The following is a 17,731-nucleotide window of genomic DNA, read 5'->3' as shown; positions in this document are numbered from 1 at the left end:
TCACCAGTTAATTTCGTCTTACTGTAAATTCGTTCAATAGTTGGTCTTTATCGCCCGCATCATCCGCTGCCACCACAAGGGTGCGCCCAGACGATGCACGGTTTGCGGCGCGGGCGCCATCGTGCGGAGATCAACCGGGTTGGAAGCGCCGTAAAGCGCCAGTCCCGCCAGCGTCGCGAAGGCCGGGCCACTATGCGCTTCGGGCATGGCGGACAAGCCCCTTGGCCGACCGATCCGCACCGCGCGGCCCAGCGCGCCCTGCGCATAGTCGGCAATGCCCTTCATTTCCGCGCCGCCCCCGGTCAGCACCACCTGCCGCCCGGTGGGGGAATTGAATCCCATGCCCGCCAGCGCGGCGTTCACTTCGGACATCAACTGATTGAGCCGTTCGCAGATAACGCCGACCAGCGCCGCGCGCGTAATCTTGCCCCCTTCCGCATTGGGACCGGCGCTTTGCCCCGGCAGGGCGACATCGCCATGAGGGGTTGCGATCTCGATCATCTCGCGGAAATCGCGGCGGTTCTGCATCGCCGAACCATAGAAGCATTTGATCCGCTCCGCCTGGCTGCGGCGAATGCCAAAGGCCGATGCAATATCGTCGGTAATGTCGGATGCCCCGATGGGAATGGAATGCAGGCCCACCAGCATTCCCCCGGCATAGAGCGACACATTGGTCACCCCTGCCCCCAATTCCACCAGCGCTACGCCCAGATCGCGTTCTTCTTCGGACAGGCAAGCGAGGCCCGTCGCGATCGGCGATGCGACGATGGAATTGACGTTCAGATAGGCGCCACGCACGCACAGGTCCAGATTGGCAAGCGGCGCGCCGTCGGCCAGCACGACATGAATATCCACGCCCAGCAGGTCCGCATGCATCCCGGCGGGTTTCTTGACCGGCACCTTGCCATTGATGGTGAAGCAGGTGGGTTGCGCGTGCAGCACCACGCGACCATCCGGGTCGATGCCCTGTTGCCCGGTCGTCAGCAAATCGTCGATATCGGCCTGCTCGATGCGATAGCCGCCCATGTCGCGCTCTACCGTCACGACGTCGCTGACCAGGCTGCCGCCCGAAAAGCTGACCCACACATCCTCGATATTGGTGCCAGCAACCCGCTCGGCCTGCTCGATCGTTTCACGCACCGCCAGTTCGGTGCGCTCCATGTCGGCGATGAAGCCGCGCCGCACGCCCCGGCTTTCGCGCTGGCCCGTGCCCAAAATCGCCAGTTCACCTGTGTCGGTTCGCCCCGCGATCAGCGCAGACACTTTCCACGATCCGATGTCGATCGCGGTGATCAGCTTTTCGACCTTGGGCTGCGCCATGGGGCTTAGCCTTCCTCGCCCAACGGCGCGGCGCTGGCCGCGGTGTCGGCCGCATCGACCGGCCGTTCCTCGACCTTGCCCTGCGGCAGCCGCAGGACGAACCGGTCAGGATCGCGCATGTCGAATTTCACGATACCCCGGCCCAATAGCCGGTTGACCCCGTCCATCCGTGCGAAGTTGACCAGAGCGGCTGCGGAAACCTTGTCCCCTTCGGGCAAGGACAGTGTCTCGCCCGACTGGAAGCGCAAATCCCAGCGGCGATTGCCGACCCAGGTGGCACCCGCCAGCATCGGCTTGAGCGCCGGGGCATTTTCCATCAGCCGATTAAGCCCCGCCGTCTGGCGGTTGGCGTTGGGGCCGACAACCAGCGGCAGGTCCGGCATGGCGCTGGCCGACACGGGTTGCAGCACCACGCCCGCCACGTCGATCAGGTGCAATTGCCCGCCATGCTGCCACACCGCCACCGGATCGCGTTCGACAATGTCGACCACCAGCGTATCGGGCAGACGGCGGGAAATGCGCGCATCCTTGACCCAGCCCAGTTTCAGCATGTCGGCGCGGACCTTGGGCAGATCGAGCGAGAGCATCGATCGATCCACCTGTCCCAGCGCGATATTATAGACCGGCAGTTCGTCCATCCGCTCGACGCCGCGCACCTCGACCTTGTCGACCTCGAAACCGGCGCGCGCCGCGATCAGCGCGGCCTGTTGCTGCACCATGGCGGGCAGGCCGAAGAAAATCGCAAACCCGATCAGGATCGCGGCGAAAATGCCCACGATCGTCCAGCTGGCCATGCGTTGCAGCGTGGCTTCGCTGACCGGCAGCGCCTCGATCAGTCGATCGAGTGAGGACTGGCGCTTGAGCGTCCGGCCGCGACCGCCCTTGGTCGCCCTGCCCTTCGCGCTGCTCAGTCGCGCCGTGCCCCCGCGCCTGATCCGTGCTTCAGCCATGTTTCGCTCCCGCCCTGTCCGGCATCCGGGCACCTGCCAGTGCTTCCTCGACAATAGTCTCTACCAGCGTGGCATAGTCAATGCCCAGCTTCGCCGCCTGTTCGGGAACCAGGCTCAGCGGCGTCATGCCCGGCTGGGTATTGACCTCCAGCAGGAACAGCCCCTCGACGCCGCGTTCATCGTCCCAGCGGAAATCGGACCGCGATGCGCCCTTGCACCCCAGCAACTGGTGCGACCGCAACGCCAGCGCCTTGCACGCCTGCGTAATCTCGTCGGGAATGTCGGCGGGGCAGACATGCTCTGTCATGCCATCGGTATATTTGGCATCGAAATCATAAAAGCCGCTCTTGGGCCGCAACTCCGTCACCAGCAGCGCTTCGTCGCCCAGTACGGCGGTGGTCAGTTCACGCCCGCGAATATAGGGTTCGGCCAGCAATTCGGGGAAATCCTGCCATGGCCCCACACTGTCTCGCGCGATGGGGTTGCCATAATTGCCCTCCGCCGTGACGATGGCGACGCCGACAGAACTGCCTTCATTGACAGGCTTCAATACATAGGGACGCGGCAGCGGATCGCCCTCGAACAGGCTCTCGCTCTGCACGATATGGCCGCCGGGCATGGGAATGCCGTGCGGTACCAGCGCCTGTTTGGTCAATTGCTTGTCGATCGCGATGACAGAAGTGGCAAGGCCCGAATGGGTGTAGGTCAGCCCCATCAGGTCCATCATCCCCTGCACGGTGCCATCCTCACCCGGCACGCCATGCAGCGCGTTGAACACGACGTCGGCTTTTGTTTCCGCCAACCGCGCCGCGACATCACGGTCCATGTCGATCCGCGTGACTCGATGCCCACGCGATTCCAGCGCCTTGGCTACACCCTCCCCGCTCATGAGGGAAACAGGCCGCTCCGCCGACCAGCCGCCCATCAGGACGGCGACATGCCAAGGGCCACGCATTAAAATCCTCCCCTGCAAGGGGAGGGGGACCGTTCGCGAAGCGAATGGTGGAGGGGTGTCGCCCTCTCGATAGCGCGACACCCCTCCGTCAGCACTTCGTGCTGCCACCTCCCCTTGCAGGGGAGGATGAAATCAATCCCACTCACTTCACCAACCCCACCCGCTGTATTTCCCATTCCAGCTCCACGCCGCTCTTGTCCTTTACCCGCCGCCGCACTTCTTCGCCCAGCGCTTCGATGTCGGTGCTGGTCGCCTCGCCCAGGTTGAGCAGGAAATTGGTGTGCTTCTCGCTCACCTGCGCGCCGCCCAGTTGCAGCCCGCGACAGCCCGCTTCGTCGACCAAAGCCCAGGCCTTGTGCCCGTCCGGGTTCTTGAAGGTCGATCCGCCGGTCTTGCTGCGCAGCGGCTGGCTTTCCTCGCGCGCGGTGGCGATGCGGTCCATTTCTGCCTGGATCGCGGCGGGTTCGCCCGGTTCGCCCCGGAACGTCGCGCTGACCACGATCGCACCGTCGGTCAGGTTCGAATGGCGATAGGTGTAATGAAGATCGCGGTTGAGCAACGTCACCTGCTCGCCCGACCGCAGCACCACCTGGCATTCCACCAATATATCGCGGGTCTCACGCCCGTAGGCGCCGCCATTCATCCGCACGAAACCGCCGACCGTGCCGGGGATCGAGCGGAGAAATTCAAGCCCCGCAATGCCCGCATCCCGCGCGGTCGATGACACCAATATCCCCGACGCGCCGCCGCCACAGGTGAGCGTCACCGCGTCCAGTCGCTCGACTTTTGCAAACGGCTTGCCCAGCCGCACCACCACGCCCGGCACCCCGCCATCGCGGACGATAAGGTTGGAGCCGAGGCCGAGCGCCATGACCGGCACATCGGGGTCCAGCATCGCCAGGAAATCCGACAGGTCGTCGGCATCTTTCGGCTCGAACAGCCATTGCGCCGCGCCGCCCGCCTTGAACCAGACGAGCGGGGCCAGCGGCGCATCCGCCTTCAAACTGCCGCGCACGGGCGGAAGGGCAATCGTCGCTGTCAACCGCGCATGCCCCACAACTTCATCCAGCTTTTCATCGCCGTCAGCCCCGCCTCGCCCGCCTGATTGGCGGCCATGCCTGCCTTGGCATTTTCCTGCGCCGCCTGCACCATGTCGCGCGCGGCCTCCACGCCCTGCATCTGCACGTCGATCATGCGCTTCTGCATTTCCAGTCCAACCGCGAACAGTTCGAACATCAGGCCGACTCCTTGACCTTGGCGGAAACGGCAGCGGCCAGCCCCGCCGCCCATTTGGTGATGTCGCCAGCACCCAGGCAGATGACCATATCGTCCGCCTGAATGTCGGCGGCCAGCGCCGTCGCCAGCGCATCGGCGTCCGCGATCGTGGAAGCATTGCGATGCCCCCGCCGCTTCAGCCCCGCGACCAGCGCCGCGCTGTCCACACCCTCGATCGGCTGTTCGCCAGCGGTGTAGACGGGCGCGGCATAGACGATGTCGGCATCGTTGAACGCCTGCTGGAAATCATCCATCAGGTCGCGCAGCCGGGTGAAGCGATGCGGCTGGACGACGGCGATGACCCGTCCCTGCGCGCCTTCGCGGGCGGCAGCCAGCACGGCTTTGATCTCGACCGGGTGATGGCCATAATCGTCGATCACGGTGGCAACGCCGCCATCGACGGCGATCTCGCCGACCTTGGTAAAGCGCCGCTTCACCCCACCGAACTTGGCGAAACCCGTCTGGATCGTCGCATCGTCGATCCCCATGTGCAGCGCCACGCCGATCGCCGCCATGGCGTTCAGCACATTGTGGCGACCGGGCATCGGCATCTCGATCCCCTCGATCTTGCGCGTCGACCCGTCCCGCTCGCGGATCTGCACGTCGAAGCGGTTGCCGCCGGGGAAGCTCACCACATTGTCGCCGCGAATATCCGCCTGCGCGGAAAAGCCATAGGTGACGATCCGCCGGTCCTGCACGCGCGGCAAAATCGCCTGCACTTCGGGATGGTCGAGACACAGCAACGCCGCGCCATAGAAAGGCACATTGCCGACGAACTCGACAAACGCATCCTTCACCCGGTCGAAACTGCCATAATGGTCCAGATGTTCGGGATCGATATTGGTGACGACCGCGATCGTGCCGTCGAGCCGCAGGAAACTGCCGTCGCTCTCGTCGGCCTCCACCACCATCCAGTCGCTATTGCCCAGCCGCGCATTGGAGCCATAGCTGTTGATGATGCCGCCATTGATGACGGTCGGGTCCACCCCGCCCGCGTCCAGCAAAGCCGCGACCATCGACGTCGTCGTGGTCTTGCCATGCGTCCCCGCCACGGCAACGGTGGATTTGAGCCGCATCAGTTCGGCCAGCATCTCCGCGCGGCGGATCACCGGCACGCGCGTTTCCAGCGCCAGTTCGACCTCCGGGTTGCCGCGCTTGATCGCGGTGGACGTCACCACCACGGCGGCATCGCCCAGATTTTCCGCCTTGTGGCCGATCATCACGCGAATGCCCTTGGCCCGCAGCCCTTCGACCACATAGCCTTCGGCCACGTCGCTGCCCTGCACATCATAGCCCAGATTGTGCATCACCTCGGCAATGCCCGACATACCGATGCCGCCAATGCCGATGAAATGGATCGTGCCGATGTCCGTGCCGACACCCTTCATGAGCGAGATTCCTTGTAATTCATTATAATAGATCCTCCCCTGCAAGGGGAGGTGGCTGGCCGAAGGTCAGACGGAGGGGTATCACCCTCTCGATGGGACAACACCCCTCCACCATTCGCTTCGCGAACGGTCCCCCTCCCCTTGCAGGGGAGGATGCAGTGCGGACAGCCAGCCTCAAGCAGGAACCCCCGCCAGGTTGAGCGACGTCGGCGTCGGCCCGACCCGCACCGCATCATTGACGATCGGCGCATGGCCGATGCTTTCCAGCAGGTCCGCCATGTCCCGCGCCGCATTGGGACGGCCACAACCGCGCGCGCGCTTCGCCGCATTTTGCAGCGCGCCCGGCTCCATCGCCATCTTCTGCATCTGCTTGGCCAGTTCCACCGCGGTAAAGCGCGCCTGCGGAATGGTGCGCGCACCACCCGCCTCGGTCATTTCACGGGCATTGGCGGTCTGGTGATCATCCATCGCGCTTGGCAACGGCACCAGTATCGCAGGCCGCCCGGCGCAGGTCAGTTCCGCCAGCGTCGACGCGCCCGCGCGCGCGATCACCAGATGCGACCAGCCCAATTTCTCCGGCACATCATTGAAATAGGTGGCAAGGTCGGCGGGGATTTCCATCTCCGCATAGGTTTTGCGAACCCGCTCAATATCCTCGGCCCGGCATTGCTGCGTCACCTGCAAGCGGCGGCGCAGCGCGACCGGCAGCATCGACAGCCCTTCCGGCACGACGCTCGACAGGATCGACGCGCCCTGGCTGCCGCCGATCACCAGCACCCGGAACACGCTCTCTTCCGTCAGCGCCGGGAAATCCTCCTCGCGCAACTGCTTCACTTCCTCGCGCACCGGATTGCCGATCAAATGCACCTTGGCGGCATATTTTTCCTTCAGCCGCTCGACCCCCGGATAGGCGGTCGCAATCGCATCGACGCGGCCCGCCACCAGCCGGTTGACGCGACCGAGCACCGCATTCTGTTCATGCACGGCGGTCGGCACGCCATCGGCCAGCGCGGCGAGCAGAGCCGGCATCGCCGGATAGCCGCCAAAGCCGACGACGGCGGTGGGGCGGAATGTCTCATTGAGCCGCCGCGCCATCGCCCGGCCCGCCAGTATCGCCTTCAATGCGCCCGGCCAGCTTTTGGGATTCTTGGTCATGCGCCCGGCAGGCAACACATGAACCTGCGCCTTGTCGAAGATGCCGGGGATCTTCGCCCCCCGCTCATCGGTGACCAGCGCGACATGATGGCCGCGCGCCATCAATTCCTCGGCCACGGCATGCGCTGGAATCATATGACCGCCCGTCCCGCCGGCAGCGAGGACGAAGTGACGGGAAATGCTCATCGACCACTCCATTTGACGACCGTATGCCGACCCATGAAGGGGTTGCGTCGCGTGAAGGCGAGCAACAGGCCGACGCCGATGCAAAGCGCCAGCATAGAGGAGCCGCCATAGCTGATAAAGGGCAGCGTCATCCCCTTTGACGGAAATATCTGCGCATTGACGCCCATATTGATGATCGCCTGCAATCCAAACTGCGTCGTCAGCCCGGCCGCGGCCAAAATGGTGAAACTATCCTCTTCATCCAGCAGGCGCAGCAGCACCCGCACGACGACGGCCAGATAGACCAGAGCGATGGCGATACAGGCCAACAGGCCGAACTCTTCCCCGATCACCGAAAAGATATAGTCGGTATGCGCTTCGGGCAGGCGGAACTTGTGCTGCCCGCCGCCCGGTCCCACGCCGGTAAAGCCGCCATGAGTGATGGTGCGGAAGGCCAGGTCCGTCTGATCCGGCCCGGCGCTATGATCGACGCCGATCCCCAGAAAGTCATTGATCCGCTGGCGGCCATTTTCATAGAACATATAAACCGCGACCAGCCCAGCCAGCCCCATGCCGCCCAGCGCCGCTATCCATCGCATCGGCAGGCCCGACAGCAGCAGCAGGCAGCCCCAGCAAGCCAGGAAAATGACGGTCTGGCCAAAATCGGGCTGACGCATCAGGATCGCCGCGATCAGCAACGTCATCGCGCCGGTCAGCGGGATCACCGGCAAAGTCGCATCCTTGCCGCGTAGCGACAGCAGCCAGGCCAGCGTCACGACATAGACGGGCTTCAGAAACTCCGACGGCTGAAAGCGAAATCCGGGCAGGTCGATCCAGCGCTTCGCCCCGTTCACCGTACTGCCCAGCAACGGCACGAACAACAGCATGACAAAGAAAAAGACGCACAGAAAGGTCGCCAGCCGCCGCGCCTGCGGTCGGGGCAGCATGGATATGACCAGCATGATCGGCAGGCCGATACCGACCCACACAAGCTGGCGGTACAGATAGTTGAGCGGGTTGACCGCAACCTGCGCAGTCGACCGGTCGATCGCCGCCACCGGCGATGCCGCCGCGACCGCCACCAGACCGATCGCCATCAGCGCGACGATCAGCGACAGAAGGACGCGGTCGATTTCCCAGAACCATATGGCGAGCGCGGTGCGTTCGCGCGGCACGGTGCGGGTGCGAAACCCCTTCACCAGTTCGCCTGCTCTAGACATGTGCCCCGTCCCTTCCCTGTTCGGCCCGTGCCATCACCCTATTCCAGCGCCCCGACCGCCGCGACAAAAGCATCGCCGCGCGCCTCGAAATCGCGAAACTGGTCGAAACTGGCGCAGGCGGGCGACAGCAGCACCACGTCGCCGGGCTGCGCGATCCGCGCGGCGCGGCGCACCGCGGCGCTTAGCATCTCGCTATCGTCCACCGCCATAGAGCCGCGCAGCAGGTCAGCGAACATATGCCCCGCCTCACCGATGGTATAGGCATGGGCGACATTGCCGAAATGCGGCACGCACTCGTCCAGATTATCCGACTTGGCTACCCCGCCCAAAATCCAGTGGATGCGCGGCCGTCCATCAACCGGCGGCCATGCGGCGAGCGCGGGCGCAGTCGAAGCCGCATTGGTCGCCTTGCTGTCATTGACGTAGAGAACGCCGTTGCGCGTGCCGACCGCCTGCATCCGGTGGGGGAGGCTGGCGTAGCTGACGAGCGCATTGGCGATGGTCGCCTCATCAATGCCCAGCGCTTTGGCCACAGCAATTGCGACAGCGGCGTTTTGCGCATTATGCGGGCCTTGCAGGGCGGGCCACGTCAGTTGGGCGACGGGATCAATGTCGCTCGACCCAACCTCTTTCACGTCATCCCCGCGCAGGCGGGGATCCATTTCTCCAACCTCGCCTTGGCCCATAATATCGGGAGATGGGTTCCCGCTTTCGCGGGAATGACGGAGGTTTTGAGCAATCGCCCGGCTCGGTTCATCCTCCGTCGCGATCACCGCGACATGATCCGCCGACTGCATCGCAAACAGCCGCGCCTTGCTCGCCACATAGCCCTCAAACCCGTCATAGCGATCAAGGTGATCGGGCGTGATATTGAGCAGCACCGCCACATCGCAGTCCAGGCTATGCGTCAGGTCGATCTGGTAACTCGACAGTTCCAGCACATAGACGCCCGGCCCCTTCAGGTTCGGCTCCAGCGGCGGCTGGCCCAGGATCGGCAGGCCGATATTGCCACCCATCACCGTCGGATAACCGGCCTGCTCGATGATATGGTGGATCAGCGCCGTGGTGGTCGACTTGCCGTTGGTGCCAGTGATGCCGACCACCTTGTGCGGCGGTAGGGTCGGGCGGGCCAGCGCGAACAGTTCGATGTCACCGATGATCGGCACGCCAGCCAGCTTCGCGCGCATGGTAATGGGATGGCGATTGAGCGGCACGCCCGGCGACACGACGATGCCGTCAAAGCCGCTAAGGTCGATCTCCATCGGATCGCCCAGTTCCGCCTTGCCCGCGACCGCAGCGCGCGCTTCCTCGCGCCCGTCCCACGCCACGACCCGCGCGCCGCTGGCCGACAGGCAATTGACGGTGGCAAGGCCAGACCGCGCCAGCCCCAGCACCGCATAGGTCTTGCCCGCAAAGGCGTCCGAAACGATCATCGCAGCTTCAACGTCGCAAGGCCGGCCAGCGCCAGAATGAAGGCGATGATCCAGAAACGGATCACCACCGTCGGCTCGGCCCAGCCCAGTTGCTCGAAATGATGGTGGATCGGCGCCATCTTGAACACCCGCTTGCCGGTGCGCTTGTAGAAGAACACCTGGATGATGACGCTCATCGCTTCCACCACGAACAGCCCGCCAATGATGCCCAGCACGATTTCATGATGCGCAGTCACCGCGATCACGCCGATCGTCCCGCCCAGCGCAAGGCTGCCGGTATCGCCCATGAATACAGCCGCTGGCGGCGCGTTGAACCACAGAAAGGCCAGCCCCGCGCCAATGATCGCCCCGCAAAGGATCGTCAGATTGCCCGCGCCCGGCACATGCGGGATGCCCAGATATTCGGCAAAATCCGCGCGCCCCACCAGATAGACGATCAGCATGAAGGCCAGGCAGGCGATGATCACCGGCATGGTCGCGAGGCCGTCCAGACCGTCGGTCAGGTTCACTGCATTGCCGAACGCCACGATCACGAAGGCTGCAAACAGGAAATAGAACGGCCCCAGTTCGATCGCCGGGCCATTGTAGAAAGGTACGTAAAGCGCGGTATTGCCGTGCTGCGACACGATCAGCCAGGCGGCAAAGCCAGCGATCAGAAATTCGAACAACAACCGCGCCTTGCCCGACAGCCCCTTGTGGCTGGCCTTGGTCACCTTGTCATAATCGTCCAGAAAACCGATCGCGCCGAAACCCAACGTCACGAACAGGCAGGCCCAGACATAGATGGAACTCAGGTCCATCCACAACAGGACCGACGCCACCATGGAGGTCAGGATCATCAGCCCGCCCATCGTCGGCGTGCCGCGCTTGGCCAGATGGGTCTGCGGCCCGTCGGTACGGATCGGCTGCCCCTTGCCCTGCCGCACGCGCAGCCAGCCAATGAATTTGGGGCCGATCAGCAGGCCGATGAACAGCGCGGTAAAGATCGCCGCGCCCGCGCGGAAACTCAGGTAACGGATCAGGTTGAACCCACCCGCAAAATCCATGGTCTGGGCAAGCCAGTAGAGCATTAGTTGGTCTCTCCGTCGCGGGCGGGTTCGCCAAGCGCCGCGACAAGGCGGGACAGCCCGATGCCGTTGGAGCCTTTGACGAGGACAGCATCGCCCGCGCGTATCTCGGTGGTCAAAAGGGTGGTGGCGCTGGCCGTGTCGGGAACGTGCACATAGGCGATGCTGCCGTCCAGCACATCGGCCAGCGGCGCCATTTCCGCGCCGACCAGGATGGCATAGTCGACATGCCCCGCCTCCAGCGGCCCGGCCAGATCGGCGTGCAACTCAGCGCTGCGCGCGCCCAGTTCGCGCATCCCGCCCAGCACGGCAATGCGCCGGTCGGCCTGCTCGCGCCCCAATTGCTTGAGCGTTGCGGCCATGGACAGCGGGTTGGCGTTATAGCTTTCGTCGATCAGCAGCGCCTCTCCGCCCGCGACCGGCACTATGCGCCGCTCGCCGCGCCCCGGCAGGCCCGGCATTTCCGCGAGCGCCAGCCCGGCCGCCGCCAGATCGCCGCCCACAGCCGACACCGCCGCCAACACCGCCAGCGCATTGGACACCCAATGATCGCCCGGCGCTGCAACGGTAAAGCAGAGTTCCGCGTCCGGCAGCTTCGCCGTCACCAGCGTCCCGCCGCCCGGCGCCGCCACGGCCTCGCGCGCATGAACGTCCGCGTCGGCGCTCATGCCGAAGGTCAGGATATTGGCGGCGTGCCGCTCCGCCCTGTTGTAGAGCAGCGCCACATGCGGACTGTCATAGGGGATGATCGCGGTGCCGCCCGGTTCCAATCCTTCGAAAATCTCCGCCTTGGCCTCGGCAATCTTCGCCTCGGTGCCGAAATATTCGATATGCGCGGGCGCAATGGCGGTGACGATCGCGACATGGGGGCGCACCTGCCGGGTCAGCGCCGCCAGTTCGCCCGCATGGTTCATCCCCATTTCGAACACGCCAAAGGCGGTATCGCGCGGCATCCGCGCCAGGCTCAGCGGCACGCCGACATGATTATTATAGCTTTTGACGGAGCGATGCACCTGCCCCGGATGGGCGCGGTCCAGCGCCTGAAACAGCGCTTCCTTCGTGCCGGTCTTGCCGACCGAGCCGGTCACGCCGATCACCTTGCCGCCCATCCGCTTGCGCGATGCCCGGCCCAATGCTTGGAGCGCTGCGGCACTGTCCTTCACCAATATGTGCGGATGATCGACCGCTTCGCTGACGATCGCCCCTGCCGCACCTTGGGCAAAGGCCTTGCCGATGAATTTGTGCCCGTCGGTCGCCTCGCCCTTCATCGCGACGAACAAATCACCGCCGCTCACTTCGCGGCTGTCGAACGCGACGCCTGAAACGGCAAACGGCGCCGACACGGCGCCGCCCGTTGCCTCGGCGATCTCGGCAGAGGTCCACAGGTCCGCCATCAAACGCCCCCACCGTTCGGGCTGAGCGAAGTCGAAGCCTTCCACTGAGCGGAGCGAAGTGGCCTCCCTATCGGTCGGCCGAGCCCTTCGACTTCGCTCACAGCGAGCGGAATTGAGAACCGCATCAACCCGCGCACTCCCGCGCCACGGTCACATCGTCGAAAGGCAGCACCCGGTCGCCGATAATCTGGCCCTGCTCATGCCCCTTGCCCGCCAGCAGCACGATGTCATCCGCGCCCGCCTGCGCAATCGCCGCCGCAATCGCCGCGCGTCGCCCGCCAATTTCCTCAGCGCCAGCAGCACCCGCCATCACGGCGGCACGGATCGCGGATGGCTCCTCCGACCGTGGATTATCGTCCGTCACGATCACATGATCGGCCAGCTGTGCCGCCACCTGCCCCATCAAAGGCCGCTTGCCCGCATCGCGGTCCCCGCCCGCGCCGAACAGCACGATCAGCTTGCCCTTGGTATGCGGCCGCAGCGCCTCGATCGCGGCGCGCAGGCCGTCGGGCGTATGGGCATAATCGACATAGACCGGCGCGCCCGCCTTGCTGATGACCGCGCGCTCCAGCCGCCCGCGCACCGGCTGAACCCGGCCCAGCAGTTCCAGCACCTTCGCCACGTCCCCGCCGGTCGCAATCACCAGGCCCGCCGCCGTCAGCGCATTGGCCGCCTGATAGGCACCGATCAGCGGCAGATTGACCTTATATGTCTTGCCGTCCGCCTCAATGCCCAGCGTCTGTCCCAATTGCGTCGGCGTGCGCGTGACGAGCCGCAGCGCTTCGCCTTTCTCGCCAACGCTCAACAGGCGCAGGCCGCGCGCGGCCACCCGCGCAATCACCTTGTCCGACCAGGCATCGTCCGCCCACACCACCGCCGCGCCATCCGCCGCCACGACTTTATCGAACAGCCGCATCTTCGCGTCGAAATAGCTGTCCATGTCGCCATGATAGTCGAGATGGTCGCGCGACAGGTTGGTGAAGCCGCCCGCCAGCACCGGCAGCCCTTCGGTACGATATTGCGCCAGCCCGTGGCTCGACGCCTCGAACGCGGCATGGGTAACGCCTTCGCGGCGCAGCCCCGACATGTTCGACAGGAAAGTGACGATGTCCGGCGTGGTCAGGCCCGTCGACACCTGATCCACCGATGTCGTGACGCCCAGCGTGCCGATCGACGCGGCATGATGGCCCATCATCCGCCACAGCTGCCGGGTCAGTTCGACCGTGCTGGTCTTGCCGTTCGTGCCGGTGACGGCAACCGTCACATCGGGAAAGGGCGCGAAATAGCGTGCGGCAAGCTGCGCGAAAAGGCGGCGCGGATTGGCGTGGGCGATATGGATCGCGCCTTCGACCCTGGCTTCTGGCCGCGCGACGACCGCGATCGCCCCCGCCTTCACAGCGTCGGCAATGTAATCCTCGCCATTGACGCGCAGCCCCTGAAAGGCGCCGAACACCGTGCCGGGCGCAACCTTGCGATTGTCGATTGCAAAGCCGGTGACATTGGCGTCCAGCACCGCCCCGGCGCTCACAGCCGCGTCCAGCCCGTCGATCAGCCCGGCAAGGCGCGTCATTCGGCTTCCCCCTTGGGTTTCCACAGCAATGGCGTCAGGTCCGAAATATCGACGTCGCGGCGCTCATCGGGCATCACGCCCAGCATCGGCCCGGTACGCTCGATCACACGCTTGACCACCGGCGCAGCGGTCCAGGCGGCAGTGCGCAGGCCGATCGCGCTGGTCGCGCCATCCATCATGGTCAGGACGACATAGCGCGGATTATCCATCGGGAAAGCAGCAGCAAATGTCGTCACCAGCGAACTCTTATTATAGCGACCATCCTCAGGTTTCTCGGCGGAACCTGTCTTGCCGCCCACCCGGAACCCCGTGGCGTCGGCGCTACGCCCTGTACCCGCCGCAACGATCAATCGCAACAGCTGGCGCATCCGCGCGCTGGTGGCGGCGGAAAAGACGCGCTGTCCGACCGGCGCTTCGCCGGGCTTCAACTTGCGCAGCGTCGCGGGGCGATACATCCCGCCATTGACCAGCGCGGCATAGGCGCTGGCCAGATGCAGCGGCGTTACCGCAATGCCATGGCCATAGGATACGGTCATGGTGGTGATCCGTCCCCAATTGCTCGGCCAGATCGTCCCGGCCCGCTCCTTCAGTTCGATCGGCGCGCGCTGGTCGAATTTGAGCGTGCGGAAAATCTGCTGCATCGGCGCAGCGCCCATTTCATCGGCGATCCGCGCGGTCGCGATGTTGGAGCTGTGGACCAGCGTTTCAGGCACGTTGATCCAGCGTCCCAGCGAATGATCGTCCTTGATGCGGAACCCGCCGATGGAGATCGGCGCGGTCGCGTCATAACGCTTGCTCATCGACGTCACGATGCCATGGTCCATCGCCGCCCCGATGGAGATCGGCTTGAAGGTCGATCCCAGTTCGTAACGGGCCTGCACCATCCGGTTGCACAGCGGTGACTCGCTGCACGATTTGCCGGCATAATTTTGCAGCTTGTTGGGATCGAACACGGGGATGGAGGCCATGGCGATCACTTCGCCCGTATTGGCGTCCAATATGATGCCGCCCGCACCCTTGGCATGTTGCGCGACCATCTGGGCGTAAAGCTCGCTTTCCAGCGCGCCCTGCACCCGGCTGTCGATGGAAATGGCAAAGGGCTGGCCGCGCAGCGCCGCATCGGTCAGCCGATCGTTGAACGCAGCCTCCACGCCCATGCCCCCGACCCCGTCGGCATTGGGCGCAAAGCCCAGCACATGCGCGGCAAGTGTGCGCTGCGGGTAGAGCCGCTCCTTCTCGCGCGGGAATTCGATGCCGATTTCGCCCAGCGCATTTACCGCCGCCACCTGCTCAGGCAAGGCCCGGCGACGCAGATAGGCCCAGCCACGGCCGGTCAGCTTCTTGTAAAAGACTGCCTCGGCCTCATCGGGGAAAATCTCGTGCAGCTTGCGCGCCAGTTCGTCGGGTTCGCCGATCAGCCTGGACGGACGCACCGCCACCGAATAGGCGTCCATCGTCCGCGCCAGCGGCACGCCGTTGCGATCGACTATGTCGGCGCGGGCCGGCAGGAACGCCGACAGGGCGTCGTCGCCCGTTCCGCTGTGCGCGAACACGCCGACCCACAGCAGCCGGCCGACCAGCACCATCGTCACCGCCATGAACAGGATCAGCAGCAGCATCAGCCGGTGATGCGCAATGGCGGTCAGGCTGACCCGTTGCCGCCCCGCCCGCGCCACGCCCGGCTGAACGATGATCGTCGCCATATCAGCGCGCTCCCTTCTTGCGCTCGCGCGCCGCCGTCGCGCTCAGTTCGCCCAGCGTATTGTCGTCCAGCAGCTTGGCGTCCAGCATCGCCATGCGCTCCGCCTTGCGCGCCACCGGATTGGGCCTCGACACATCGGCGTCGACCTTCGCCTGCACCGCAGGCGTGTGCGGCGCGGGCTTGGCCAGTTTCTCGACATTGTCGGCGGCGTGCGCCTCGCGAATCACGGCGATGTCGCTGCGGATCTGGGTGGCGGCGGGGCTGGCGGGCGCCGCCTGCGGAGCGGACGGCAGGTCAGCGGGGGTTTCCACCATCGCCACCATCACCGGCGGCGCGACGTAGTCCGGCCCGTTGGGCTGCACCCCGTCCAGTTGCGCCAGCGCGCGTTCGCCCGCCAGATATTGGCCAGCGGTCGGCGTGCCATACATGAAATCATGCTGGTTCCAGCTTTCCAGCTGCCGCATCGACGCACGCGCGCTGAATTCCGTCTCCAGATAGCGAATATCCCCCTTCGCCCGCGCAATCTGCATCCGCACCTGCATCAATTCGTTGCGCTCGGTCGCGACCTTGAGCGACACCAGATAGGCACCCAGCGCGCCCAGCGCGACCAGCAATACCCAGATCAGGCTCTGCAACCTTTTGACGGCGATCATGCGCGGGGACTCCCGGAGGACGAAACAGGGGCAGATGTACGCACGGCACTGCGCAGCGTGGCCGATCGGGCGCGGGGGTTGCGCGCCAGTTCAGCATCACCCGCGCGCACCGCCTTGGCGGGCTTGGCAAAGGTCGGCGCATCGGCGGCGCGCTTTTCGGGCATGTGCCGCGACCAGCCGCCTTCCCCGCCGCTGCGGTTGCGCAGGAACTGCTTGACGATCCGGTCTTCCAGACTGTGGAAGCTGACGATGGCCAGACGCCCGCCTTCCTCCAGCAGCGCCTCGGCCGCTTCCAGCGCGCGCTCCAGTTCCTCCAGTTCGCGATTCACATGGATGCGGATCGCCTGAAAGGCGCGGGTTGCAGGGTCTTTCTTGTCATGCGGCTTGTGGCCCAGCGCGCGGCGGATGACATGGGCCAGCTGCCCGGTCCGCTCCAGCGGGCGCGCCTCGACAATCGCGCGGGCGACGCGGCGCGAACGCGGCTCCTCGCCATAGCGGTAGAGGATGTTGGCGATCTCCTCTTCGGGCGCATTGTTCAGGAAATCGGCCGCGCTCATCCCGTCCTGGCTCATGGTCATGAGCAGGGGGCCATCGGACTGGAAGGAAAAGCCACGGTCGGCCCGGTCCAGCTGCATCGAGGATACGCCAATGTCGAGCGTGATGCCCGACACCTTGTCGATCCCGCGTTCCGCCAGCAATTCCGCCATGCGCGAAAATTCGCCCGCGATCAGCGTGATGCCATGCGCATCGGCAACCGCCTGGCCTTCGCGGATCGCATCGGGGTCGCGATCCAGCGCATAGACCGTCGCCCCCGCCTTCGCCATGGCGCGCGAATAGCCGCCCGCGCCGAACGTGCCGTCCACATGAATCTCGCCAGGGGTGATGGCAAGAGCATGGAGCACTTCGTCGAGCAGCACGGGGATGTGCGGGGCGGTATCAGCGTCAGACAGGCTCACTTGCCGCCCTCCGCTGTGCGCGCGTCGAGCCAGCGCTTCACCTTGTTGCGGATCAGCGCCGGGCGATCGGGGCTTTCCACAAGGGCTTCGGGCTTCCAGATCTGGAAATAGCGGCCCACACCATAGAAAAACGCCACGTCGGTGATGCCCGCTTCTTCCTTGATATCGGGGTGGAGGAAGAAGCGGCCGCCATCATCGAAATTGACGTCCTCGATCGTGCCGAGGCGATTTTCGCGTTCCAGATCGCCGTTGAAGGGCCGGTTCGCTTCGCGCGCCAGCCGTTCCAGTTCAGCGACTTCATCGAACAGGAAACGCTTGTGGGACAGGCCAAAGCCGGTGGCGCAGCCATTGTCCATGTGGACGGACAGGCACAGGCGATTTTCATCGCCGCTCGCCTGGCGAACCAGCTTGCGCATCTCCAGGGGCAACACGAAACGGCCCTTGCCGTCCGCGACGCTGAACGCGTTGCCCGAATAGAGAATGACATCCGACACGCTGGAAATTCGCCCCTTTCATGCGGGGCACAGG

General features: G+C 64.9%; 16 protein-coding genes. All 16 read right to left on the bottom strand.

Going from position 1 to position 17,731, the window contains the following annotated elements; translation table 11 throughout:
* Positions 1–33 precede the first annotated feature (33 nt).
* A complete protein-coding gene (gene ftsA / locus AC07X9_RS01770) occupies positions 34–1,320 on the bottom strand; it encodes a cell division protein FtsA (protein ID WP_017184132.1) in 1,287 nt (428 codons plus the stop codon).
* A gap of 5 nt (positions 1,321–1,325) precedes the next feature.
* A complete protein-coding gene (locus tag AC07X9_RS01765; RefSeq protein ID WP_017184131.1) occupies positions 1,326–2,270 on the bottom strand; it encodes a cell division protein FtsQ/DivIB in 945 nt (314 codons plus the stop codon).
* Positions 2,263–3,225 carry a D-alanine--D-alanine ligase gene (locus tag AC07X9_RS01760; protein ID WP_037515017.1) on the bottom strand — a complete coding sequence of 321 codons (963 nt, stop codon included), beginning with the start codon at positions 3,223–3,225 and terminating at the stop codon, positions 2,263–2,265. Before AC07X9_RS01760 ends, AC07X9_RS01765 begins: the two co-directional genes overlap by 8 nt.
* A gap of 142 nt (positions 3,226–3,367) precedes the next feature.
* A complete protein-coding gene (gene murB, locus AC07X9_RS01755) occupies positions 3,368–4,282 on the bottom strand; it encodes a UDP-N-acetylmuramate dehydrogenase (protein ID WP_017184129.1) in 915 nt (304 codons plus the stop codon).
* The gene (locus tag AC07X9_RS01750; RefSeq protein WP_017184128.1) at positions 4,264–4,461 is read right to left on the bottom strand and encodes a hypothetical protein; all 198 of its coding nucleotides are present in this window, start codon (positions 4,459–4,461) and stop codon (positions 4,264–4,266) included. The genes murB and AC07X9_RS01750 overlap by 19 nt, the downstream gene beginning before the upstream one ends.
* The gene (gene murC, locus AC07X9_RS01745) at positions 4,461–5,888 is read right to left on the bottom strand and encodes a UDP-N-acetylmuramate--L-alanine ligase (protein WP_017184127.1); all 1,428 of its coding nucleotides are present in this window, start codon (positions 5,886–5,888) and stop codon (positions 4,461–4,463) included. The genes AC07X9_RS01750 and murC overlap by 1 nt, the downstream gene beginning before the upstream one ends.
* Positions 5,889–6,062: 174 nt before the next feature.
* Complete coding sequence (gene murG, locus AC07X9_RS01740; protein WP_017184126.1) at positions 6,063–7,229, bottom strand: undecaprenyldiphospho-muramoylpentapeptide beta-N-acetylglucosaminyltransferase; 1,167 nt, start codon at positions 7,227–7,229, stop codon at positions 6,063–6,065.
* Positions 7,226–8,428 carry a putative lipid II flippase FtsW gene (gene ftsW, locus AC07X9_RS01735; protein WP_026002573.1) on the bottom strand — a complete coding sequence of 401 codons (1,203 nt, stop codon included), beginning with the start codon at positions 8,426–8,428 and terminating at the stop codon, positions 7,226–7,228. The genes murG and ftsW overlap by 4 nt, the downstream gene beginning before the upstream one ends.
* Before the next feature lie 38 nt (positions 8,429–8,466).
* Positions 8,467–9,861, bottom strand: coding sequence for a UDP-N-acetylmuramoyl-L-alanine--D-glutamate ligase (gene murD, locus AC07X9_RS01730; protein WP_017184124.1), 1,395 nt, complete (start codon positions 9,859–9,861; stop codon positions 8,467–8,469).
* Positions 9,858–10,931 carry a phospho-N-acetylmuramoyl-pentapeptide-transferase gene (gene mraY, locus AC07X9_RS01725; protein WP_017184123.1) on the bottom strand — a complete coding sequence of 358 codons (1,074 nt, stop codon included), beginning with the start codon at positions 10,929–10,931 and terminating at the stop codon, positions 9,858–9,860. Before mraY ends, murD begins: the two co-directional genes overlap by 4 nt.
* Positions 10,931–12,322 carry a UDP-N-acetylmuramoyl-tripeptide--D-alanyl-D-alanine ligase gene (locus AC07X9_RS01720; protein WP_026002572.1) on the bottom strand — a complete coding sequence of 464 codons (1,392 nt, stop codon included), beginning with the start codon at positions 12,320–12,322 and terminating at the stop codon, positions 10,931–10,933. The genes mraY and AC07X9_RS01720 overlap by 1 nt, the downstream gene beginning before the upstream one ends.
* A gap of 124 nt (positions 12,323–12,446) precedes the next feature.
* The gene (locus tag AC07X9_RS01715; RefSeq protein WP_017184121.1) at positions 12,447–13,892 is read right to left on the bottom strand and encodes a UDP-N-acetylmuramoyl-L-alanyl-D-glutamate--2,6-diaminopimelate ligase; all 1,446 of its coding nucleotides are present in this window, start codon (positions 13,890–13,892) and stop codon (positions 12,447–12,449) included.
* Positions 13,889–15,595: a peptidoglycan D,D-transpeptidase FtsI family protein gene (locus AC07X9_RS01710; protein WP_086485425.1), complete on the bottom strand. Its 1,707-nt coding sequence runs from the start codon at positions 15,593–15,595 to the stop codon at positions 13,889–13,891. Before AC07X9_RS01710 ends, AC07X9_RS01715 begins: the two co-directional genes overlap by 4 nt.
* 1 nt (position 15,596) lies before the next feature.
* Complete coding sequence (locus tag AC07X9_RS01705) at positions 15,597–16,247, bottom strand: hypothetical protein (RefSeq protein WP_017184119.1); 651 nt, start codon at positions 16,245–16,247, stop codon at positions 15,597–15,599.
* Complete coding sequence (rsmH, locus tag AC07X9_RS01700; protein WP_017184118.1) at positions 16,244–17,203, bottom strand: 16S rRNA (cytosine(1402)-N(4))-methyltransferase RsmH; 960 nt, start codon at positions 17,201–17,203, stop codon at positions 16,244–16,246. The genes AC07X9_RS01705 and rsmH overlap by 4 nt, the downstream gene beginning before the upstream one ends.
* Entirely contained in the window at positions 17,200–17,697 is a 498-nt protein-coding gene (locus AC07X9_RS01695; RefSeq protein ID WP_017184117.1) for a division/cell wall cluster transcriptional repressor MraZ, read from the bottom strand. Before AC07X9_RS01695 ends, rsmH begins: the two co-directional genes overlap by 4 nt.
* Positions 17,698–17,731: the final 34 nt, after the last annotated feature.

It is taken from the genome of Sphingobium sp. GW456-12-10-14-TSB1 (genome assembly GCF_059424385.1).
The sequence above is the reverse complement of the archived record's forward strand: the minus strand, read 5'-3'. Positions and strand labels throughout refer to the sequence as shown.